Raw genomic sequence first — 22,937 nt, forward strand, 5'->3', positions numbered from 1 at the left:
CCCCCTTAATTATTGATCAATTATTTTTGATACTGTATCCAGGATACGGGTTGGTTTAAAAGGCTTTACAATAAAATCCTTTGCCCCTGATTTGATAGCTTCAATAACCATAGTCTCCTGCCCCATTGCGGAACACATAACTACTGTAGCATTTGCATCATGTGCCTTAATCGCTTTCAGGCATTCCAACCCATCCATATTAGGCATTGTGATATCCATCAGTACAAGTTCCGGCTTAACATCCTTATACATCTGCAGCGCTTCCACACCGTCACTGGCCTCACATACATCCGTATATCCTCCTTTTGACAGGGTATCCTTCACCATCATGCGCATGAACGCCGCATCATCTACTACCATAATCTTTGCCATTTGTTTTTACCTCTTTCTTTGATGATTTTATTTACACAACAGAAATTATTCTGCTGGTACTGCCATATTAAGCCGCTCTTCTATTCTGACTGCAGCATTCTTCTTATGTGCCCCAAGCGTTCCCTTAAACCATGGATGCTCCTCCACATATAATGTAATATCCATATCTTTTCCTTTATTCATATCTATGACATCCCCTACCTTGAGGCTGCATACATCCTGTAAGCTCAGTTTCGCTTCACTAAGCTCGGCACGCATTTCCAGCGAACTTTTCTTTAGCCTTCCCATAATGATTTCCTGAGCGTTGGCAATACCTTCATCATAAAGTCCTGCCACATGCTTCCGCTTATCAATAATTGAGAATATATTTGTTAACAGGTTTCCCGGGATACAAATTGTAATTTTTCCCTCTATTTCACCCATCTTTACATTAATCAGAATGATTGCCACCGGCTCCTCCAGGCTGATTTCCTGGTACAGTCCGGGATTTGTCTCTAAGCTTAGCTCTCCCATGCCGACCTTGATGTAATTGTTCCATGCATCCTTAGTCACTCCAAGAAGATATTGCATCATCTTTTCGTACAGGGCAATTTCAATTTCCGTATAGCTGTAAGAAGAATCTATTATATCATCATCCCCTCTTCCGCCTAACATCCTGTCGATCATATTAATCATCAGCTTTTGGCTCACATGAACCAAAACAGGGGGGGCTTTTGAGTCATCCGGAAGGTTCAAAGGCATCAATGTCATTACATCATTATCAGTCAGAGCGTTATTGAACTCGTGATAACGCTGTTCCTCCACAGTTATGACCTCCATCTCACAGTTTGCCCTCAGGATTCCATTTACTCTTGAAGACGCAAGCCGCGTGTAATTATCATAAATACCTTTGATTAATTTTAACTTATCTTTTGTAAACTTTTTAGGACTCGAAAAATCATACTTTTTCCAAGTCTTCTCTGGCTCCTTTTGTGGTTCAGAAGCATTGTCTGCATCACTACTCATCATAGAATTCAACAATGCGTCTATCTGACTTTGGGATAATACTTCTGCCATACTCTTACTCCTGTAGTTTTATAATGTATCCGCAACACGTTACTCTTCGCTTTGTTTGTATACCTGTTCATAATACTCATCCAGGCTTTGCTCCACAGCACCTGACTGTGTAATTAAAATCTCAACTCTCCGGTTCTGTACTCGGCCTTCTTCCGTCTCAAAAGTGTCAATCGGGCGAAACTGACCGTACCCGGCACTGACCAGCTTTTTGGGCTCTATGACATTTTTCTGTTGTATATAGGCCACTACCACCGCTGAACGGTTGGAAGACAATACCCTGTCACTTACCACCTCATTGGGAATCTGAGGGTCTGCCTGAGTGGTATGTCCCAGCACCTGTATTTCCTTGATTGAGTCCGCTGCCGGGGCAATTGCGGCTGAAAATGATTCCAGTACCTTCTTTCCATCCTCTCTCAACACATAACTGTCACCGTCAAAGAATACCCGGTCCCTAAAAGTTATGAACTGATATCCCTCTCCCTGTGCAATCTGAATATCCATAGATTCTCCCGAGGAATTCCGTATTTGAAGGAGGCTTTCATACAGTTCTTTGAATTTCTCGTCCGAATCCAACGTATTTTCCCCCGGTACATCATTCGCTCCTCCGGTCTCTATATTATCCGTAACAATCTGGGATACCTCTTCTTGTGCATCCGGGTTTAAACTTCTGACCAGATTCTTCCACTTTACCTGGTCCACAGAGGATATGGCATAGAGCAACACAAAAAAACAAAGCAGCAGCGTTACCATGTCACCGTATGTATCCATCCAACTTCCGCCCTCTTCCTGCTTCTTTTCCCTTCGCTTCACGTTACTCTCCTCTCTGGTAATTTTTAATTCAGGTATACCCCGGCGTACTCACCTCGGAGCATATCATATTACTTCTTTTTATTCTTTGGTTTTTTCTCTTTTTTGTTCCCACTGTCTCCATCTTCGCCTGCCAACAGCTTCAACTGTCTTTTCTGCTGGAGCAGTGATGCCAGTTTTTCCCTCACAACCTTTGGGTTTTCTCCTGCCTGAATACTCATGACGCCCTCTATAATTATTTGTTTATAGAGTACTTCTTCCTCATTTCGTATCCTTAGTTTTTTTGCAATAGGCATGAAGATAACATTAGCCAAAATACATCCATAAAATGTGGTAATCAGGGCAATTGACATATTAAGTCCTAGGGACTCTGATGATCCTGAAGACAAATCCATGTTTTTCAACATGTTAATCAAGCCTACAAGAGTACCAATCATACCAAATGCCGGGGCAAACTGTGACGCCTTATCATAGATTGCGACTTCCTCTTCATGTCTGGCCGACATGCTGTCCACTTCCATTTCCAACAACTCCCTGACCTTGTCCGCCTCCATGGCATCCACTACGAGCAGAATCCCCTGCTTGAAAAAAGGATCTGTTAACCCATTCGCCTTTTCTTCCAAGGCCAACAGACCATTTCTTCTGGCAATCTGGGCAAACTCTACAATACTCTCAATCACAGGCTCCGGATGAAACTGCTTGTTAGACACCAGCTTGACCATATGTTTCCCCACATTTTTCAACATACTGAAGGGGAAGCTTGCGATAACGGAACATGCTGTTCCCCCGACAACAATGAGGACGCTGGCCATATCTGCGAAGTTGGCCATATTACCCAGGCCAATCCCATATACGATAAATGCAAACCCTCCAATAAGCCCTATAATTGTAGTAAAATCCATGATTAAACCTCCCTGTTATGCATGTAATAAATAGCCTGGTTAAACCTGATAATACGTGCAATAATTTCGTCCTTATTTTCATTCACAATATGGTATTTCCCATTCATCATAATAATCTTTGATTCTGGTATCAACTCTATGTATTCCATTTGAGCCGGATTGATTAAAATAGGTTCGCCGTTTAATTTGGTCAGCTCTATCACGACAGCTCCCGCCTCCTCTCTTATGTGCAGGGGATTCTTCCCCTGCACCATAATCTTACTCCTAACGCTTCATGGCAATTAACTGTTCCAGCATCTCATCTGTAACCGTGATAATCTTCGTATTCGCCTGATACCCTCTCTGAGTCGTAATCATGTTGGCCATTTCTGTTGCCATGTCCACATTGGACATTTCCAGATAGTTGCTTAAAATAGCACCTGTAGTTGTACCCACAGTCTGTATACCCACAACACGTCCGGCATTATCACCAATGTTATATAAATATCCTGCTGTCTGCTCCAGACCGTTCGGGTTTTCCACAGAAGCTACCGCTATCTGGCCGATGGTGATTTCCTCATTACCTGTTGTAACACCTTTGACAATACCGTCCATCCCAATCTTATAGGTCGCTACATTATAACGCTCACCCGTGCCCAGATCAACCGGTACCTGGATAGGACGAAGGGTAGTTGTATCCATCACACCTGTAGTAGCATCCGGTGTGAAACCGTAGATATAATTACCGGAGTTATCCACCAGATATCCATTGTTATCTACCTTAAAAATCCCCACTCTGGAAAGACTCATGTTATTTTCTGCAATCTCATCTGCCGGAATCCCAGGACCGCCAATCATCCCGCCTACGATGAAAAAGCCTGTCCCATCAATCATACAGTTTAATGGATCACCAGTAAATCCCCAGCTTCCTGATGTAAAGTTTGTTGAAATAGAGCCCATGTTCACACCATAACCGAGCTGTGAACTGTTTGTACCGCCGGTTCCCCCGGCATTGGTATTGCCCCCTGTACTGTTTGTCAGGTTCTGATACATGGCATCCTGAAAGTTTGCCGATCTGCCTTTATATCCCCATGTGTTTACGTTTGCAATATTGTTACTGATAACGTCCATCTTACTTTGATGTGAACGCAGCCCAGAAATAGCTGCATACATTGATTTAACCATATTTTTGTACCTTCTTCCTTTTTTCTTCTGCCATAGTCCGCGTATACCAGTCGCGCATACGCACAGCCTCCATATATGGTCCGGCTATATTAAAACGGCACTGTCTATATTCGTAAAAATACTTTCTTTCATCTCCTGCGAATTCATCGTAGTAACCACAAGGTTATTGGGAATATTCACAATAAATGCATTTTGGGCTCCGATGATAACAACATCCTTTGCCCCTTTTTCTTTTGCCTTTTCCACCGCCTGGTTCAGATCCTGCACAAGGGAATCTGTCAGATTTACCCCCCGCTCACTTATTCTGGCTGATGCATGTTTCGAAAATCTGACCCCCGAAGCGGACGCCGTTTCCTGAAACACCGCAGAAAATGACTTCCCGGATTCCGGGGCGGATACTGTCCCATGTTTCAGCTTTAATTGCTGAATACTAGTCAGTGCCTGTATTTCCGCCATTTTCTGCCTCCCCGCTTCCGTTATCACCGGATTCATCTGCCTCCGGAACCTTTCCTACTGTCATAATCTGTGCCATATGATAGGACTTGTCTCCCATAAAAAGAATCGGGTTTTCCCCCATCAATATTCCGGTAATAGTTCCGCTGGTCTTCGCTCCTGTAAATTTCCCGCTGCTGTCAATCTCAGCCATCGTTACTTCTTTTCCTATCATAGAAGATGCATAGGTAATCGTGTTAATTGTGGACATATTTGTGATAGCTTCTATCATCTGCGTCTGTACCATCTGTGACATCATTTCACTTGTATTCATCGGATTATCCGCATCCTGATACCGCATTTGCGCCGCAAGCAGCTTATAAAAATCGCTGACGCTCATTCCCGTCGCACTGCTTGTTCCAGATGCACCGGCTACAGACGAGGCATAATTATAAGCACCTAATCCCTGGATTTCGCTCATATGCTGTTCTTCCTTTCTTTTGTTATACTAAACCTAATCTTAACTGCTGAAGGAACTGATCTGCGCCTTCATGAACTTCTTCTTTTTGATTCTCCTGCTGTTGGCTCCTTGCATGTTCCTGACTGCTTTCCTGCTCATTATGCTGATCCAGATAGTCGGCATGAGGTACATCCACAATTACATCTGTGGGGCTGCCAAGTCTTGACTGAATCAAGCTTCCCAGTTCTCCTGCATTCTGCATCATTACATGCATAGTCTTCGCCTCCATGCAGACAATCGAAATTACTGTTTTTCCATTCTCATAGGATGCATTCACCAACAGAGTTCCCAGATTTGCCGGTTTCAACTGGACTTGAAATTCCCGTTTTCCTTCACTGATATGTTTTACAATCGTATCTTTCAGTGCCTGCATATCCGGCTGTGTACTTTCCTGACGGTATGTAACAACTTCTTTCTGCCCGGTAACTTCATGGGTGTATCCGGTGCTGCTCCTTGAATTTGCAGCAAACTGTTGTATTCCCTTGTTACTATCCTCTGCAGATATCTTGTACAGCTCCTTTGTATCTTCCTGTGTACTGCTTTTTTGTGCCGTAAAAACTGATGCTGCTTCTGTATTTTTCCCCTCTGCTGCCAGAGCTGGACCCAGAGAATTTTCCGTCTGGATTTCATGTCCCAATGACAAGATAGCTTTTGTATTATCTGCTGTAGGTGTCTGTACTACCGGTTGTTTTGTATCAAGCAGATTTCCTTTGCCTTCTACAATATTTTCCCGTATGGGCAGTTGGCCTTCTTCCTGGGATATTGCTGTCTGTTGCGCTGCGCCCTGTCCCACAGTGAGAAAGTCTCCTTCACTTTGCAGTACAGACGGTACGCCTGCTGCATCCTGTACCTTTACAGCTTCCTGAAACTGAGTCCAGGGAAATACAACCTGCATCTGCGGATATACGGTTTCCATACCCGTCACCGGAACGTCTGCTGTCTTCTGCTCTTTGGATTTCTCCGGCATGGTCTGCTCTCTTTGCCCGTCTAAAATATCTTTAAACTGTTTTCGAGGGCTGTCTGTATTCTTTTTTGCACTTACATCCGGAGCACTCCAGTTTCCTGTTTGGGATAAAGTCTCTACAATCTGATTCATTCTCCTCCTCCTTTCCTCTTAAAATAATTTATAGTAATCTGCACATATATGCAGCCTTACTCTCCTGCTGCCGCCCTTCCTGACATCGTATTGGAAACGAATTCCTCAATCAGCCTTTCATCTTCTTTTAGAACTTCTTTGTCATATTCCTGCTTTCTTTTTGCCTTCAGCATGTCAATGGAGGCCGTGTCCTGTTTCGCAGCAATCACTTCCTGCCGCTTTTTTTCCTCAGTATCTTTAAGGCATACCAAATTTTGTTTTTCTGTCCTTATCTTGTCTATCAAGGACTGAAGATAATTCTCTATTGTTCTCAGCTTATTCACTGGAGCCCCCTGAAGCTTTACATGGTTATATTCCACCGAACATACTTTGTGTTTTTGTTCCAGGTCCTCAATCTGCTCCTCTTTCTGAATGACAGCCTGTACAATTTGTGCATGTTCATTTCTCAAATTTTTCTCAATTTGAGCCTTGTAGCTCAGAACCTTATCTAATGTAAATGAAAATCGTTTCACCTTTCATCCTCCTGTTACTTCAGAATGTCCTCCATCATACGTAAAACTTCTTCCTTGCTGTAGCTTTTTTCTACTTCCTGCCTCAAAAAAGCATTGACTCTGTTGATTCTTGAAATTGCATCATCCAATTTAGGGTTTGTTCCTGATTTGTAAGCACCAATAGATATCAGATCCTCATTCTGCTCGTACAAACTTAGTATATCTCTGAGCTTTGATGCCAGTTCCTTGTGTTCTTGCGTCACAATATTGTTCATCAGCCTTGAAATACTGGAGCTGATATCAATTGCCGGAAAATGGTTTGCATTTGCCAGCTTTCTGCTGAGTACGATATGTCCGTCCAGAATTCCCCGGACCGTATCGGCTACAGGTTCATTTGTATCATCGCCCTCTACAAGCACTGTATAAACCCCTGTAATAGAACCTTTTTCAAACTTTCCGCTCCGCTCCAGAAGCTTAGGGAACTCTGCATAAATAGAAGGAGTATATCCTCGGGCAACGGGAGGTTCTCCGGTAGCAAGTCCAATCTCCCTTTGCGCCATCGCAAAACGTGTCAGGGAGTCCATCATAAGAAGCACATCTTTTCCCTGGTCTTTAAAATATTCTGCAATGGTAGTGGCTACCATAGGACATTTCATTCTGAGCATGGCGGGCTGGTCAGAAGTTGCAACGACCAGGATAGAACGCTTCATTCCTTCCGGACCCAGGTCCTTTTCCACGAACTCACGTACTTCACGCCCCCGCTCTCCTACCAATGCAATCACATTGATATCTGTTTTTACATTTCTGGCTATCATACCCAACAGTGTACTTTTGCCCACACCGCTGCCGGCGAAAATCCCGATACGCTGTCCTTTTCCTATGGTGTTCAATCCATCGATAGCCTTAATGCCGAAACTGAGGTCTTCTGTAATTGGAGGTCTTGCAAGGGGGTTAATCTTTGGATTCTCTACATAATAATAACGGTCAGATGTAAATTCTCCCTTGTCATCCAGGGGATTTCCCAGGGCATCTATTATTCTCCCCCTTAGAAATTCACCTACTAGAATTTTCAGTCTCTTTTTTGTGTTCCTGACGAAGCTCTCTGTGCCGATTCCATGCATATTCTCATATGCCATCAACTGTACTTTATCATCCCGGAACCCAACCACCTCGGCCGGTATCTGCTTTTTTTGTTCATCATTATATATCAGAACAATATCTCCAATATTAGCGCCTCCGCCAGATGCTTCCATTGCCATTCCAGTAATATTTTCAATTTTCCCGATATGGCTGATTGTTTCAGATTTCATAATCAGGCCTGGCAAATCGTTAAGCATCTGTCTCCCCCCTGTCTTCTTCGTCTGCCGCCCTATACTTACAGGCGTGCATTATTTAATATCTCTTTTATATTTTCAAGTTGTGTTCCAACACTCATATCAATAATTTCATCAGGCAGCTCTACAATACAGGTTCCTGTATCTTCCTCCTCCAGCATGATAATCTTTACATTATCCGACAGTTTGGAAAGCTCCTGCAAAAACTGAACATCTCCTCTGACATCCATGGTTTCCTGACCTTTACCAATATAAATCTTGGCCCATGCCGACTTTTTGAGCCGGCCTGTAGCAGATAAAATCATACGCTCTACAACTTCACTGCTGGATCTCAAACTGGTTTGTACAATTTTTTCACCGATTGCCAGTGATATGTTTTTCAAATCCTCAATATGCTGCTCCAGCAATCTTTCTTTTGTAATCTCCACTTCTTTTATGTAATCTGCAAGCCGCTTCTGGAGATTCTTAAATTCTGCTTCAAACCGGAGATCGTACTCGTTCAGAGCCTGCTCTCGCCCTTCCTTATACCCCGCCTCACTTCCGGCAGTAAATCCTATCTGGTAGGCCTCTGTCCTGACATCCTCGGCCTCCCGCTTGGCCGCATCTAAAATAAGCTTTCCCTCCGCATATATATCCGCCAGAATATCTGCTGCTGATACTTGTTCTTCTTCCGCTGCCTCTTCCTCTTTCTCTTCTACCTCAGGAATTACCTTTTCTTCTTTTTTAGTCTCTACGGCAAATTCCGGATAGAGTATATTCTTTTCCAACCCCAGTACATCATCCGGCTGATTCTTCAATACCCTATACAATGATTTCATCCTTTCCACCTTTGCCTATTACAATCTCGCCTTCCTCATCAAGCTTTCTGATGATTTCAACGATTCGCTGCTGTGCCTCTTCTACATCACGCAGACGCACATTGACTGTAACTTCCAAATCGGATTGGACCGTATCTGCCATACGGCTTGACATATTGGTGAAAAACAGTCTGAGCATTTCTTCGCTTGCATTCTTTAAAGAGTATACAATATCCTTCATATCGCATTCGCGCATGAAACGCTGGATTGCACGATCGTTCATGCCCATAATATCCTCGAACACAAACATCTTCTTTCGGATTGTCTCTGCCAATTCCGGATCGTCTTTTCCCATTTCATCAAAGATATATTTTTCATTACTTCTATCCATACGGTTCATGACATCCGCAATATAATCTACGCCGCCAATACTTGTAAAGTCCGTTGTAAGAATATTATCAAATTTCTTGGATAATTGAGTCTCTACAATCTTAATTGCATCAGGTGAAGCGCTTTCCATTCTGGCAATGCTCTCTACTACTTTCAGCCTCATGTTCTCCGGCAGCTCTGCTATTACCCCTGCTGCCTGAGCGGAATCCAGGTAGGACAACACCAGTGCAATTGTCTGAGGCCGTTCATGCTGAAGAACCGAAAACAAATTTTTTGTGTCCGTCTTCGATATAAAATCAAACGAACGGTTCTTCATATATTTTGTTACTTTCTTGAGAAGTTCATTTGCCACAGGCTCTCCGTATGTTTTTTCAAGTACAGCTCTTGCATACTCAAGCCCTCCGTCCGTTACCACTTTCTGGGTCAGGCAGGTCTTATAGAAATCATCTAAAATTAACTCTGTCTGTTCTGACTCCAAATGGCCCAGCTTTGCCACTTCTAAAGTGAGCAGCTCCACCTCTTCTTCTGTCAGATATTTATATACTTTGGACGCTTTATCTGCCCCCAGGGCTGCTATGACCGCAGCTGCTTTCTGCCCGGGTGTTATTTTCGGGGCGTTACTCAGCCGACTTGCTTCCATCTTGGTTTCCTCCATTCAGCCAGGTCCTAATCATTTGTGCAGAAATCTCAGGATTAGTTTCTGCAAATTCTCTTACATTTTCTCTCAATTCCCTGCTCTTTTCATTCTGCAGCTGCAAAATTTCCGGCTTCATAGTTTCTTCGGGAATCAGGAACTCTTCAAATTCTTCCTCTTCCTCGACTTCAACTGCTTGTTTCTTCCGCCTTCTTCTAAGCAGAATTACAATCAGCAGAATAACAAGAAGAGCTATGACTGCCGCTGCTATAATAATTGGAAGATACTCTTTTACTGTGCCTGCAATATTTATAGCTGCCGCCTCCTTAGTTTCCCCGTCTTTAGGCTCATAGAAAGGCGAGTTTACAATTGTAATTTTTTCCTTTCGGTCTGCTGCTGCAATGCCTGTTGCATTTCCGACAAGGTCCAGAAGCTGGTTCATACTGATATTGCTGAGTGAATCACTGTTAATTGCCACAGATACCGTTAAATCCTCCAACACTCCAGGATCTAATGCTCCTTGTTCCTTTACCTGGTTTACAAGATAATCTCTTGTTGCACTTTCACTCACTACCGTGCCATCGGCCGCCGCTGTATCTGCATTGTACTCTGTTTCGTCGGCATTGGTCTCTGTACCGGCTACACCGCCGGCAGTGCCGCTGCCGTCCGTTACCGTCCTATCAGTACTTTCATTAGATACAATTCCTGTCTTATCCTTCTCATCAATCTTCTCCGGAGTATTATAAGTCGTTGTCTCACGGACAACCTTCTCCATATTGACTTTCCCCCGGGCTGAAACCCGTATATTATTATTTCCAAAAAACGGCTCCAGGACATTGATAACCTTTTTGGAAATCTGGGTCTCAATCAACTTGGCAATCTCTTCCCCTGCATCTCCCGACGTTCCTGCTTCATCCGGATTTACTGAAACCTCCAGTCCGTTTCCGTCAAACACAGATACGTTTTCCATCTGCATATCCGGCACGCTCCTGGCAACCAGGCGCTGTATTGCTAAAGCCTGCTTTTCTGAAGGAGAGTCACCATTTTCCATCGTAACAACAGCAGAAGCACTTGTTACCGATTTATTCTCTGGATCTGACAGGACATACTTCTCTTCATCAGCCAAGGCTATTGTTACTTTAGCATCTTTTACGCCGTCAAAAAGACGGATAGTAGCACCAATACGATTCTGCAAATCATAAAGCTTATATGTCTGCTTCTCTGTATCAGTGGTCATTCCGCCCGCATTTTCTGTAAAAACATCATATGTAAAACCACTTTTAGGATATCCTTCATATGCCAGGTCAGCTCTGGTCTGGTCTGCTATATCTTCAGGAACAAGAATATTTCCGTTATCATTATACTGATATTCCACCCCTGACTCCTGCAGCTTGCCCACAATCTGAGTCGCTTCCTCCTTGGTCACTCCGGAAAATAGCGTTGTGTATTCCTTATGATTCAAAATCAACGCTATAATTACTGCAGCAGCTATGAGTGCAACCGCTCCTCCTGCAACCAAAACTTTCGTCTTTGTACTGTATTTGCCTAAAAATTGTTTTACATCTTCTATTTTTAGTTTTAATTTTTCCATGTTTTCAGCCAACATCCTTTATCTTTTTATTACTTATAAACTGATCCTCATCAATTCATTATAAGACTCAACCGCCTTATTTCTTAGCTGAACCAACATGTCTACAGACAACTGTGCCTCCGATGCTGCAATAGTCACAGTATGTACATCATCAATCTGTCCAGTTGACAACAGATACTGCTGTTGTTCCAGTTCCTTTTGTGTATCGGTAACATCCTTCACTGCATTTTCAAAAATACCTTTAAAAATTCCAGCGCTGCTATTTTCTGTCTGAGCAGTCTTTCCTGTTTCTGCAAGACTCCCCCATAATTGTATTGGTGTGATAAATCCTGTCTCCATCTTCTGCCTCCTACTGACCCTTAATTGCAGTTCTAAGTCTAGCAATGTCACTATTTACTGAGCTCAATCCATATTGATACTGCAGCGCTGTTCTGCTCATCTCAATTAACTGCACATCTGCATTCACATTATTACCGTCTAATCTGGCAGACTCACTTTGGGATTCCTGAACAGAGGTCTGCGCCCCTGAAATTGCTTTTTGAATCTGGGTCCGGTTCCCTGTCTCCATTGCCGCCTTCAGCCTGCTCTGGTAATTCTCCTCAAAAGTCACATACTTGGACTTATACCCCGGTGTGTCCACATTGGCAAGGTTATTTGATATAGCCCCCTGCTTTTCCCACAGATAATCCAGCGATTTCGCTACCATAGAAATTGAATTACCCCAAAACCCATTGATACCTGACATGTTGTTCCTCCTTTTATTGCTCTGATTCTGCAACAATTATTTTAAAACAAAACTTGCTATTTATTGATATTTTTCGACATTATAAGTCAAAAAAAATTAACACACTATGTATTTTTTCTCAAAATCAGCCACCGGCATCGGCCTGTCAAATAAGTATCCCTGCCCAAGTTCGCATCCGTATCGTTTGAGAATCTCTCTCTGGGGTACAGTCTCAATTCCTTCTGCCACTGTATGTGTAAGCTTTAAATCCCTGCACATATGTAATATATATTCTGTAATCGTTCTGGACTTTCCTTTGCTCTCTATCTTATCCACCAGACTTTTATCCAGCTTAATCTCATCAAAGTCTGCAATTGACAGAATCGCTAAATCAGAATACCGTGAGCCAAAATCATCCAATGATATGGAAAATCCCATTCTTTGAAGCTCTCCCAGCAATTCACGCAATTCATGACGTTCAAGCAGCCCCATATTTTCAGTAATCTCTATCGTAATCAAATGGGGAGGTACCCTGTACCGGTCACAAATCATTCTCATCTTTTTCACAATATCTTCTTCTGTTAGGGTAACTCTGGAAAAGTTCACGGAAATGTTCATAGATTCTATACCTGATGACTTCCACTTCTTAATGAGACGGCACACGCTCTCCAACATATGCATATCGATGTAACGAATCAATCCTTCTGATTCATACCTGTCGATAAAAGCAATCGGAGGTACAATGCTTCCTTCTTCATCAATATATCTCACCAGTGCTTCTGCTCCTCCGATTTTTCCTGTTTTCAGGTTAATCTGAGGCTGCAGGTAAACCCGGAACCGATTATCGCTAATCTCTTCTCTTAGTTTTCCTGAAAGGACTGTCTGATATTTGCTCCTGGTTTCAATCTGCTTGCCGGTTTCCAGTCTCTCATTGTAATGGTTCATCTTAGCAAGACTCATCTTTTCATTGGCAACGGAAATATGATATTCAATATCGTTTTCTCCGTCATAATAACTTGAACCCACGGACACCTGAAACTGGTCATCCCATTTTGCCCGTTCCGCAAGCTCTTTTACAATGTGTTCGAACGCAGCTTTATCCATATTTCTTCCAAAAGCCATGAATTCATCTTCTCCAATACGGTAAACATCATCTCCAAAAAATGATTTTAATACCTCCGCAGTGTGAATCAGCATGAAATCACCCCATTGGCGCCCATATGCATTGTTGACAGTACGAAGCCTGTCTATGTCTGCCACCAAAACCCCAAACCTGCAGAATTCATGCCTGCCCATCTGTGCCAGCCTGTCCAGATAACTTCTGCGGTTCCCGACTTCCGTGAGTTCATCCACATTACTCAGATAAACAACTCGGTCTGCAAGCATTCGGTGTCTCATCTCATTTGTAAAAAAAACTGCCGCAGATTTCAGGAAAACTGTTGTGTCAAGATTCTCCCGTGGATTACTCACTCCCAAAAGCCCAATAATTTGCCCTTCTGACTTCACTGGAACTATCATGAACTTCAGGATTCCCAATTCACGGAACGCCTTGTATTCTTCACCATCCTCCGGCACCACTTCCTCCAGAGAGACGAGAACTTTGCCTTTTTCCGTAGACAAACGGTGTAAAAAGTCGCGAACCTTCTCAAAAGAAATATCTTCCAGAAGGTTTACCATAGGCCTTTCTGTCGGCATACGCCACCGGAATGCATCTGACACGATTTCCTTATCAAGGTCAAACCACAGCGTATATGCACTTTCTGCCCTATAATACCCCGCAACCACATACAAGAATTCTTCCGCTATACTGTCAAACTTTTCCTTCTTGTCGTATTGGTTCAAAATGCCTGCGCATTTGACCAAAGCTTTTTCAGCGGAAAGTTCTGCTTTCAGCCTGTTCTCCAGCTCCACCTCTTCCGTAATATCGGAGGAAATTCCCAGGTGAAATCTTTTTCCATCACTTTCCACCAGCAGATCTTTACTTAGAAGGTGCTTTCCCATCTTCTTATTGAAGTATTTCCATACATAACTGCCTTCTGCAAACATATTGCGAGGACAAAAATCACAAGGACTTTCGTTACCCTGAAGTATTTGATAACAGGGCTTTTCAAACCATTCTTCTTTAGGAATGTTCCCCAAAGCATTTATTGCCTTCTTATTCAGATAATACAGCTTGTAATCTTCTAGACCGGAAAGATATATAATATCATTTCCTTCATCTAAAACCGAGGTTAAGACCTCTTGAAAGTCATTTCCCATACTTGCCCGTACTCCTTTGTATGTCGTACCATTTCCTGCTGTATTTCCAATTTATGACATGATTACTCCGTCACATACAAATTTTACTACATATCACTTTAGTAATCAAGCCCAAATCTGAAATTATATGCCATTTTTAGCATCTTTTGCTATCTTTTAAAATACATTTAACATTCCAGCATATGGAAAAGCATGTATGGAATAGATGTTTTTAGGTATCTAATTTTATGGATATAAGTATTATTCCTTTTCCTCCCCGGGAAGATAATTTAAAAAGTAAATATAAATGTCTACAATTGCCTGATACAGCTCTTCCGGGATCTCAGCCCCCAGCTCCAATTGGGTCAGCATCGTTGCCAGAGAATTGTCTTCGTAAACGGGTACCCCGTTTTCCTTTGCAATCTCAATCATTTTTTCCGCCATATACCCTATGCCGGATGCCACAATAACTGGAGATGCCTGCTTATTTTCATCATAAGTCAACGCAACTGCCTTTTGATTAAGTAATTCCTTAAATTCTGACATTGACTGAATTCTTCCTTTCAAATATTTTAGGAAATGCGTCTGATATTGCTATGGATTCCTGACCGGTTTCTACAAATATTTCCTCCGCCCTGATTCCATTTTCCGTCATAATTTTCGTGATATCTTCTGTGATTTTACGGCTCTTATCTTCCAGCTTTTCTGGACAATTCAACTGCATTCTGATGTTTCCGTCCTGATAAACAAAGTACATATCAAAAAAGCCCACATCTTCAATATCAAATTTAATGAGGCCCTGCACCGCTCTTTTTCCTGGTTCCTTCTGTTCCCCCTGGCCCTGTGCATCAGGGTCCACCCACATTTCCGCAAACATGAGGCGTCCTCCCACCTGCAGCGGAAGCATCATATGCAATACCGGCATATAAACACTTTCATTAAGCAGTATGGACTGCATGAGATTCTGAAACACAGCTTTCTGTTCAATCCCCGCTTCCCCTGCCATGCCGGCCCGGACCAGTTCGGTAAACTTATTCATCCACTGATTCTCTTTTGAAACCTTTTCAAACTCAGTATTCGCCAGCACCTGAAACAGGACAGATGATTCAAAGCCCTGAAAATACTTCTGCATCCCCGGATACCGCAGCAGTTGTTCAAAGGAATCCAAAACCCTGTCCGGCATTCCATTCTCACAGCGCGCGGCATAGGACGCCAGAAGTGCCGCCAAATCCCTCATACTGCCTCTCTCATGGCTCCTTGATATGTAGAGGTTCAAAAAAGGCAGAACCTGTCCGCGGATTGTCTCCAGATTCTCCCTCATCTCTTTGCCGGGTGCATTATAATTAATTTGTCCTTCCAGTTGTTCCAGCCGTTCCCTTCCATCGGGATACATCTGTCCTTTTATCTGGTTCAGTGTCTGACGGATATTTTCCATAAGATGGGGTGTCTCTGCCATGTCTGTATACCGCCTCAGAAAATCGAGGATTCCCGCCTTAAGCTCCAGAGGACTGTTTGAATTCATCACTTGCCTGAACAGTGAAAAAAAAGCTCCGCTGAAACGGACGGCAGCATTATTCTGTCCTTTCAGCAATCCTGGCAGCTCCTGAGGACGCACTTCTATCATACGAAGAAACTCAGCCAGATTCTTTGCAAAATCTTCCCCCATACCTGACTGTGCCAGTGTACCCATACCTCTCATAAATAACTTCGAAAACTCCTCAGCCATCCCAGGACTTTCCTTCATCTGCTGGATAAAAGTGCCATAATTTGATTCATACTGGAACTTCAGGCCTACATCCTGCCCTTGCGCAGAATCACTCCTGGCATCCGGCTTCATAACCCTTTCCGGATTCACCTGTCCCTGGATAGACGGGTCAGTAGTCTTTACAGGATTTGCTCTTACCTGGTTTGAATTGTCGTATCCGGTCATCGGAGTTGTGACTTTTAAAATATTTGACATTTTTTCACCTACCGTAATTATTTTTCTGTCTTTTTTGTCGATATATATGTTATAATGGGCGTATGTGTATAATGAATGATTCATTTTTTGTCCCAAAATATGTTAAGAGTACATTACCACACATTCCCTTCTGTTTGCAATATTTTTAACAAATATAAAATAAGGCGGTGCAAATTATGGATAATACTACAGATAGCTTGCTCGAGACTTTTCTATTTGAGACAAACTCTCTTTTAGAGCAACTAGATGAAAGGCTTATTAATGCTGAAAAGGATGGCAGCTTTACGGAAGACGACGTAAATGAAATTTTTCGAAGTATGCATACAATCAAAGGTTCTTCTGCCATGTTGGAGTTTCACTCTTTAATGGAAGTAGCTCATCACATCGAAGACCTCTTTTTTTACATACGTGAAAACGGAATGGACACTTTAGACGACGAGCAGAAAAGTGATCTTTTTGACCTAATGTTTAAGTCCATGGACAGGCTCAGGGCCGATATCGTCCGTGTAGAGAATAGTCAACCTCTCGATTCAGATATTACATACTTTATAAACGAGATCAATGGTTTCCTGAAAAGAATCCAAAAAGCAGGAGAAGCCAGTGTATCCGCATCTTCTCTCACTGCTTCTGCGGGCAATCTTTCGCTGGGTACCCAGTACAAAACAGATGCACCTTACCTGCTCCAGGTTTTCTTTGAACCTGACTGTGGTATGGAGAATCTTCGTTCTTTCATGCTGGTAACCGCACTGGAAGAAAAGGATTTATCATTTCAATTTTTCCCGGAAGACGTGGAGACAAATTCACAAACCAAGATCATCATTGCAGAAAATGGCTTTATACTCGCATTTACTTCCGAAGAGGATGCAGAAAGTGCAATCCGGGTTTTAAAGAATACAAGTAACATCCATACATATGAATTAATCCCGAACGCAGTTGAAGTACAGAAATCAGAGACATCACCGGCAGATACGGAGCATGAAAAAGGCCCCCAGACTGCCGCTGCTTCAGGTACCCAGCCTTCCGGTCCTTCTGCCACGCTTCCGTCCCATGCAAAGCAAAGCTTAATCAGCGTAAACCTGAGCAAGCTGGACAAGCTCATGGCAGTCGTTGGTGAGATTGTTATTACCGAATCTATGGTAATTGCCTCTCCTGAACTGCAAAATATAAAGCTGGATAATTTCCTGAAATCAGCACGCCAGCTCCGCAAGCTGACCGATGACCTGCAGGATATTGCAATGTCGCTGAGAATCGTTTCCGTTTCCAGTGTATTCCAAAAAATGAACCGTATTGTCCGGGATATGAAGAAGACATTAAATAAAGATGTCCGTCTGACGATCATCGGAGAAGATACGGAAGTAGATAAGACCATTGTGGACAGCATTTCAGATCCGATTATGCACATTGTCCGCAACTCTATGGACCACGGAATTGAAGATGACGTACAGGACAGACTGGATGCCGGAAAGGATGCACAGGCAGAGATTATACTTACCGCAAAGCATACGGGAAGTGAAGTCATTATTTCAGTAGAGGACGACGGCAAAGGTATGGATGCGACTGCCATCCTTGCAAAAGCAAGCCGCGCCGGTCTTTTGACAAAACCAGAGGAGGAGTATTCCAGAAAAGAAATTCTTTCTCTGCTTATGCTTCCAGGATTTTCCACCAACTCTGAAGTCACCGAGTTCTCAGGCAGAGGAGTAGGGCTGGATGTTGTCCGCAAGAATGTGGAAGCAATCGGCGGTGTGATTAGTATTACCAGTGAAAAGGGCAAAGGAAGCTGTACGACCCTGAAGCTTCCGCTGACACTTGCAATTGTGGATGGTATGGAAATCTCCATAGGAGGAAACATATTTACAATTCCCATTGCCAATATCAGACAGTCCTTTAAAGCTACAAATGACGACATTATTTTAGATGCTTCCGGTCATGAGATTATAAAATGTATGGATGAATTCTTCCCTATTGTCCGCATCCGTGATTTATTCCAGATGCAGGATGGGTTCACCGATATCAGTGAAGGTATTATTATGTGGGTAGAGGCAAGTGACAAATCCTACTGTATCTTCGTAGACCAGCTAATTGGGGAACAGCAGGTTGTGGTTAAGCCATTTCCTCCATACCTTAACAACTTTAATATTAAGCGCTCCGGCATCAGCGGCTGTACTGTTCTTGGCGATGGTAACATCAGCATCATTTTAGATGTTGCCAACATGTATACTGCAGCACAGGAGATGTTTTAGACAACGGTCATGCAGAGCATGACCCGCGCCCCGCAGAAAGTGTGCCGGGGCGTACTTGATAAAATGATTGGAGGTTTGATTATGTCAGACACAGCAGTGGTAAATAATATAGAAGAAGTGCAGGAGGAAACTGCCCGTTTTCTTACTTTCACATCGGACAATCTGGTTTTCGGAGTCAGTACAGACAACGTAATTGAGATTATTACAAATTATATGATCCGTCCTCTTCCAATGGTACCGGATTACATTCGCGGCGTCATCAATCTCCGCGGACAGATTATCCCGGTTATGGATATGAGGCTTAGGCTTGGTAAGCCTTTTATGGAATATACTTCCTCTACCTGTATCATTATTCTGGAGATAGATTCCATCCGCATCGGAATTGTGGTAGATTCCGTTTTACAGGTGCAGAATATCAACACCAGCCTTGCATCACCTATTCCTATTGAGAACCGTCAGGAGCTTACAAATTTCATGCTTTCCCTGGAAGACGGCACTGTAGTTCTTTTTCTGGATTGCGAAGCAATTATCAGGGCTTAGTTTACCCGTTCACGCTTCTTACTCCCGTAAAAATTTCAAAAAATATAACATGCTTTACAAATACATATTGCCTGTCACTTATCAGAGATGATAAGACGGCAGGCAATTAAACTGATTGGAAAGGAGCTCATCATGGCTGCTAACAACATAATAAAGGTTTTTGTCATAGATGATTCTCTTGTCTTTGACAAGTTTTTATCTCAGGAGCTTCCAAAAGTCAATCCGAATATACAGGTTATTGGGTACAGTACTGACCCGCTTGATGCTTTGCGTAAAATTCCCCAGTTAAAACCGGATGTCATCACATTGGATGTAGAAATGCCGAGAATGGACGGAATATCGTTTCTGAAGGAGTTGCTTCCAAAGCACCCTATTCCGGTGATCCTGGCATCTTCGCTGAATGTAGATGTATTTGATGCGCTCTCCTATGGTGCGGTAGATTTTGTTAAGAAACCGGATATGAGCCGCAACTACAATGCCCAGGTATTTGCACAGAGTCTTGTTTCGAAGATTATCATTGCATCCCGTGCTACGGTACACCAGCCGGAAGTACCCTCTCCCCAGACAACTTCTTCTTCGCATACAGCAACCCCTTTGTCTTACTCTTCCATGCTGATTGCCATCGGCGCTTCTACAGGAGGTACAGAAGCAACTGTACAAATCCTCAAAGAACTCCCAGGTAACCTGCCAGGTATCCTAATAACCCAGCATATGCCGGAAGGATTCACAAAAATGTACGCTGACCGCCTGAACAAGCTATGTCAGATGGAAGTAAGGGAAGCAAAAGATGGGGATATCATCCATCCAGGACTTGCATTGGTAGCTCCCGGAGGTGATTTGCAAATGAAGGTGGTGCGTGACGGTAACCAATACCGCATCCGGTGCTATCCCGGGGAGAAAGTAAATGGACACCGTCCTTCTGTGGATGTACTTTTCCATTCTGTTGCCGAAACAGCCGGACAGAAAGCCGTTGGCATTATACTGACCGGAATGGGACAGGACGGAGCACAGGGTCTGCTCCATATGCGTAAAAGCGGAGCATATACGATTGGTCAGGACAAAGAGTCCTGTGTTGTATACGGAATGCCTATGGTAGCGCATCAGATAGGCGGCGTAACCACACAGGCCTCCTGCCAGAATATTGCAAGTGTATTAATGACATATTTGAGAAAATTATAAAAATAAATATGCACCATCAGATGCCGGTAGAAATACCGGCATCTATTTTGGCATCAATATCTGCTGAAGCCGTTCCCGCTCCTGCTCCCGTCTGCACTTCCGCAGGCAGAGCTATATTTGGCACAGCCGGATTCAAAGCAGAAGAACCTGCGCTAATGTATGGATGATTATCATAATGTTTCTGAAACCGGAAATTATGATGCATATTCTCCAGCTCCCCTTCTGCCCGGATACTGGAGTCGGCACTGAGACGTTTCGACCTCATCCGCTTCAATTCTGTTTTTAAAGCCAGCTCTTCTCTGCGCTCTTCTGCCTTTTCTGCCCGTCTGCTGCGCAATTTTACAATCTCTTCTTCATTCAACCTCCGGATTTTCCTATTTCCTCTCTGCAGTAGTTTCTGCATAGAAGCAATCGCCGCCCTGGCTTTTGCACGGTCCTCTTCCTCTCCAAAACAGGAAGTCATCCGTAATTCTGAAATGCTGCGCCGCGCCGTTGCCATTACATCCCATACCTGGCTTTGGTAGAAGCCGTTGCCAGCCTTGTATAACATCCGGCCACAGAATAGGACGGTGAGGAAGACGACTTGAACTTAGAAGCAGGGGATGTATCTGATTCAGCAGAAAAATAGGAAGTCAGGCTGGAGTCAAGCTCTACCCGGTCCCTCCCGCGGGACACTGCCCCGGCCTCTATATGGCCCCCCGCCTCCGGTAAAGACTTCTCGGCACAAGATATGTCGTTACTCCCCGCATAGGAGGGCAGGGAAACATTTCTTTGATTTATTACGCGATTCATAAGGCGCCTCCTTCAAGGTTATACTATAGTTATCGTTTCCTTTCTTAAAAACTTAATCGTATTGCATCTCTTATACCATAATCCCCCAAAATTTTAAAAAGTTTTTCATTTTTTTACTTATGTTTCTTTCTAATCTGACGATATTGTAATTGAGCATAATAAATGAGCGCTTCTTATTTATTCATGTTTGACGCGTCACTATTATTTTATTACATTTTCTTCCCAACGATAGGCCATCTCAGGGAAGAATACCCAAGGGCAAGGAAGCCCGGGAATTATTTCAAGGAGGAAATACATATGAGAATTCAACACAATATCGCGGCTTTAAATTCATACCGCAACTTAACAGGAAACAACAATGCAGTAGGCAAAAACCTGGAAAAATTATCTTCCGGATATAGAATCAACCGTGCAGGTGATGACGCAGCGGGACTTGCTATTTCTGAAAAAATGCGTGCTCAGATCACAGGTCTTGAGACAGCACAGAAGAATGCTAACGATGGTATTTCTTTAGTACAGACAGCAGAAGGTGCTTTGACAGAAGTTCACTCTATGCTGAACCGTATGGTAGAGCTGGCTGACCAGTCTGCAAACGGAACTTATGACAATGCTACAGACCGTTCAAATCTTCAGAAAGAATTGAACTCTCTGAAATCCGAGATTGACCGTATTTCAGAAGGAACAAATTTCAATGGGATTAACCTTTTAGATGGCTCTTTAGGTGGCGGTAGCTCAGTATTGGGTGGTGCAGATATTGCAGTAGGCAAGTCTCTTGGTACAGCAGGGCTCACTGGCGGTACAGCTGCAGCGGACGACAAATTTATCGTTTCTTCTTGGGGTGCAATTAATGGTGGCAACGGCAATTACACCATTGCAACTGGAACTATCGCTGCTGATGGCTCATTCACGGCTGGAGAAGCTACAACTGATAGAGATATTATCATAACACGTGAATATGATGTTACAGATGATGATGGTAATACTGTAACAAAACAAGAAAATTTTGTTTTAAAGTTAGATGATGTTTTATCAGGCGTTACTAAAGATGGTAAAGCAAAAACAGCTGGTTCTACTGTGTCTGGTCAGGATCTTAATATTTCAGCAGATGGAGATGTATATACTCTCGACTTAACTTCTGCCGGGCTTGGAAAAATCCAATTATCCGCAGTCGCTGCTGGCGCAGATACTGATATTTTAGGAGCACTTAATGGAGCAACCACTACTATAACAGAAGCTTCTGGAAGTGGTGCACTTACATTACAGATTGGTGATACTGCTCAAGACTTTAATCAACTTTCAGTTAGCATTGGAGATATGAGTTCACGTGCGTTAGGTCTTAATACTGTTGATATCAGCACACAGGCGGGGGCAAAATCAGCTGTAGATGCAATTAAGAACGCAATCAACTCTGTATCTTCTACACGTGGTGATCTTGGCGCTATCCAGAACCGTCTGGAACACACCATCAACAACTTGAGTGTAACAACAGAGAACATGACTGCTGCCGAAAGCCGTATCCGTGACGTTGACATGGCTAAAGAAATGATGAGCTACACAAAGAATAACATTCTTGTACAGGCTTCTCAGGCTATGCTTGCACAGGCTAACCAGATTCCTCAGGGAGTTCTTCAGTTATTACAGTAAGTTTATAATGTTTATTACAAAATGCTGCCCAACC

General features: G+C 43.2%; 25 protein-coding genes. 4 read left to right on the plus strand and 21 right to left on the minus strand.

What is annotated here, in order from left to right; translation table 11 throughout:
• Nucleotides 1-9 precede the first annotated feature (9 nt).
• The 19 genes from A8805_RS03205 to A8805_RS03295 form a co-directional block, all read right to left on the minus strand.
• Nucleotides 10-372, minus strand: coding sequence for a response regulator (locus A8805_RS03205; RefSeq protein ID WP_109708745.1), 363 nt, complete (start codon nucleotides 370-372; stop codon nucleotides 10-12).
• Nucleotides 373-417: 45 nt separating this feature from the next.
• The gene (locus A8805_RS03210; RefSeq protein WP_109708746.1) at nucleotides 418-1,428 is read right to left on the minus strand and encodes a flagellar motor switch protein FliM; all 1,011 of its coding nucleotides are present in this window, start codon (nucleotides 1,426-1,428) and stop codon (nucleotides 418-420) included.
• Between the two features lie 39 nt (nucleotides 1,429-1,467).
• On the minus strand, nucleotides 1,468-2,238 hold the full coding sequence (locus tag A8805_RS03215) for an OmpA/MotB family protein (protein ID WP_109708747.1): 771 nt from the start codon (nucleotides 2,236-2,238) through the stop codon (nucleotides 1,468-1,470).
• A gap of 68 nt (nucleotides 2,239-2,306) precedes the next feature.
• Nucleotides 2,307-3,137 (minus strand): motility protein A, encoded by an 831-nt coding sequence (locus tag A8805_RS03220; protein WP_109708748.1) that lies wholly within the window; start codon nucleotides 3,135-3,137, stop codon nucleotides 2,307-2,309.
• Nucleotides 3,138-3,139: 2 nt separating this feature from the next.
• Complete coding sequence (locus tag A8805_RS22750; protein ID WP_278321217.1) at nucleotides 3,140-3,391, minus strand: flagellar FlbD family protein; 252 nt, start codon at nucleotides 3,389-3,391, stop codon at nucleotides 3,140-3,142.
• 10 nt (nucleotides 3,392-3,401) lie between these two features.
• Complete coding sequence (locus tag A8805_RS03230; protein WP_109708749.1) at nucleotides 3,402-4,301, minus strand: flagellar hook-basal body protein; 900 nt, start codon at nucleotides 4,299-4,301, stop codon at nucleotides 3,402-3,404.
• A gap of 84 nt (nucleotides 4,302-4,385) precedes the next feature.
• Complete coding sequence (locus A8805_RS03235) at nucleotides 4,386-4,757, minus strand: TIGR02530 family flagellar biosynthesis protein (protein WP_109708750.1); 372 nt, start codon at nucleotides 4,755-4,757, stop codon at nucleotides 4,386-4,388.
• A complete protein-coding gene (locus tag A8805_RS03240; protein WP_109708751.1) occupies nucleotides 4,732-5,214 on the minus strand; it encodes a flagellar hook assembly protein FlgD in 483 nt (160 codons plus the stop codon). The genes A8805_RS03235 and A8805_RS03240 overlap by 26 nt, the downstream gene beginning before the upstream one ends.
• A 22-nt stretch (nucleotides 5,215-5,236) precedes the next feature.
• Complete coding sequence (locus A8805_RS03245; protein WP_109708752.1) at nucleotides 5,237-6,349, minus strand: hypothetical protein; 1,113 nt, start codon at nucleotides 6,347-6,349, stop codon at nucleotides 5,237-5,239.
• 56 nt (nucleotides 6,350-6,405) lie between these two features.
• The gene (fliJ, locus tag A8805_RS03250; protein WP_109708753.1) at nucleotides 6,406-6,861 is read right to left on the minus strand and encodes a flagellar export protein FliJ; all 456 of its coding nucleotides are present in this window, start codon (nucleotides 6,859-6,861) and stop codon (nucleotides 6,406-6,408) included.
• A 14-nt stretch (nucleotides 6,862-6,875) separates the two neighbouring features.
• Complete coding sequence (fliI, locus tag A8805_RS03255; RefSeq protein WP_109708754.1) at nucleotides 6,876-8,177, minus strand: flagellar protein export ATPase FliI; 1,302 nt, start codon at nucleotides 8,175-8,177, stop codon at nucleotides 6,876-6,878.
• A 38-nt stretch (nucleotides 8,178-8,215) separates the two neighbouring features.
• Entirely contained in the window at nucleotides 8,216-8,992 is a 777-nt protein-coding gene (locus A8805_RS03260) for a hypothetical protein (RefSeq protein WP_109708755.1), read from the minus strand.
• Complete coding sequence (gene fliG / locus A8805_RS03265; RefSeq protein WP_242992241.1) at nucleotides 8,976-10,001, minus strand: flagellar motor switch protein FliG; 1,026 nt, start codon at nucleotides 9,999-10,001, stop codon at nucleotides 8,976-8,978. Before fliG ends, A8805_RS03260 begins: the two co-directional genes overlap by 17 nt.
• Nucleotides 9,979-11,586 carry a flagellar basal-body MS-ring/collar protein FliF gene (gene fliF, locus A8805_RS03270; protein ID WP_109708817.1) on the minus strand — a complete coding sequence of 536 codons (1,608 nt, stop codon included), beginning with the start codon at nucleotides 11,584-11,586 and terminating at the stop codon, nucleotides 9,979-9,981. Before fliF ends, fliG begins: the two co-directional genes overlap by 23 nt.
• A 33-nt stretch (nucleotides 11,587-11,619) precedes the next feature.
• Nucleotides 11,620-11,925 carry a flagellar hook-basal body complex protein FliE gene (gene fliE, locus A8805_RS03275; protein ID WP_109708757.1) on the minus strand — a complete coding sequence of 102 codons (306 nt, stop codon included), beginning with the start codon at nucleotides 11,923-11,925 and terminating at the stop codon, nucleotides 11,620-11,622.
• A gap of 10 nt (nucleotides 11,926-11,935) precedes the next feature.
• Nucleotides 11,936-12,331, minus strand: coding sequence for a flagellar basal body rod protein FlgB (gene flgB, locus A8805_RS03280; RefSeq protein WP_109708758.1), 396 nt, complete (start codon nucleotides 12,329-12,331; stop codon nucleotides 11,936-11,938).
• A gap of 96 nt (nucleotides 12,332-12,427) precedes the next feature.
• Nucleotides 12,428-14,569 (minus strand): GGDEF domain-containing phosphodiesterase, encoded by a 2,142-nt coding sequence (locus A8805_RS03285; protein ID WP_109708759.1) that lies wholly within the window; start codon nucleotides 14,567-14,569, stop codon nucleotides 12,428-12,430.
• A 240-nt stretch (nucleotides 14,570-14,809) separates the two neighbouring features.
• A complete protein-coding gene (locus A8805_RS03290; RefSeq protein WP_109708760.1) occupies nucleotides 14,810-15,094 on the minus strand; it encodes an EscU/YscU/HrcU family type III secretion system export apparatus switch protein in 285 nt (94 codons plus the stop codon).
• Nucleotides 15,081-16,508: a hypothetical protein gene (locus tag A8805_RS03295; RefSeq protein WP_146199422.1), complete on the minus strand. Its 1,428-nt coding sequence runs from the start codon at nucleotides 16,506-16,508 to the stop codon at nucleotides 15,081-15,083. Before A8805_RS03295 ends, A8805_RS03290 begins: the two co-directional genes overlap by 14 nt.
• 176 nt (nucleotides 16,509-16,684) lie before the next feature.
• On the opposite strand from A8805_RS03295, the gene A8805_RS03300 reads away from it, so the two are divergent.
• From A8805_RS03300 to A8805_RS03310, 3 genes are all read left to right on the plus strand, one after another.
• Entirely contained in the window at nucleotides 16,685-18,748 is a 2,064-nt protein-coding gene (locus A8805_RS03300; protein WP_109708762.1) for a chemotaxis protein CheA, read from the plus strand.
• A gap of 81 nt (nucleotides 18,749-18,829) precedes the next feature.
• Entirely contained in the window at nucleotides 18,830-19,288 is a 459-nt protein-coding gene (locus A8805_RS03305; RefSeq protein WP_242992242.1) for a chemotaxis protein CheW, read from the plus strand.
• 132 nt (nucleotides 19,289-19,420) lie between these two features.
• Nucleotides 19,421-20,467 carry a protein-glutamate methylesterase/protein-glutamine glutaminase gene (locus A8805_RS03310; protein ID WP_109708763.1) on the plus strand — a complete coding sequence of 349 codons (1,047 nt, stop codon included), beginning with the start codon at nucleotides 19,421-19,423 and terminating at the stop codon, nucleotides 20,465-20,467.
• A 16-nt stretch (nucleotides 20,468-20,483) separates the two neighbouring features.
• On the opposite strand, the gene A8805_RS03315 is transcribed toward A8805_RS03310, so the two are convergent.
• Both A8805_RS03315 and A8805_RS03320 read right to left on the minus strand, forming a co-directional pair.
• Nucleotides 20,484-21,017 carry a hypothetical protein gene (locus A8805_RS03315; RefSeq protein WP_181392717.1) on the minus strand — a complete coding sequence of 178 codons (534 nt, stop codon included), beginning with the start codon at nucleotides 21,015-21,017 and terminating at the stop codon, nucleotides 20,484-20,486.
• Nucleotides 20,966-21,259, minus strand: coding sequence for a hypothetical protein (locus tag A8805_RS03320; RefSeq protein ID WP_109708765.1), 294 nt, complete (start codon nucleotides 21,257-21,259; stop codon nucleotides 20,966-20,968). Before A8805_RS03320 ends, A8805_RS03315 begins: the two co-directional genes overlap by 52 nt.
• Before the next feature lie 297 nt (nucleotides 21,260-21,556).
• Between A8805_RS03320 and A8805_RS03325 the strand changes: the two genes are divergently transcribed.
• Nucleotides 21,557-22,903 (plus strand): flagellin, encoded by a 1,347-nt coding sequence (locus A8805_RS03325; RefSeq protein ID WP_109708766.1) that lies wholly within the window; start codon nucleotides 21,557-21,559, stop codon nucleotides 22,901-22,903.
• Nucleotides 22,904-22,937: the final 34 nt, after the last annotated feature.

This window comes from Faecalicatena contorta (assembly GCF_003149105.1).
GTDB lineage: Bacteria > Bacillota > Clostridia > Lachnospirales > Lachnospiraceae > Muricomes > Muricomes contortus_C.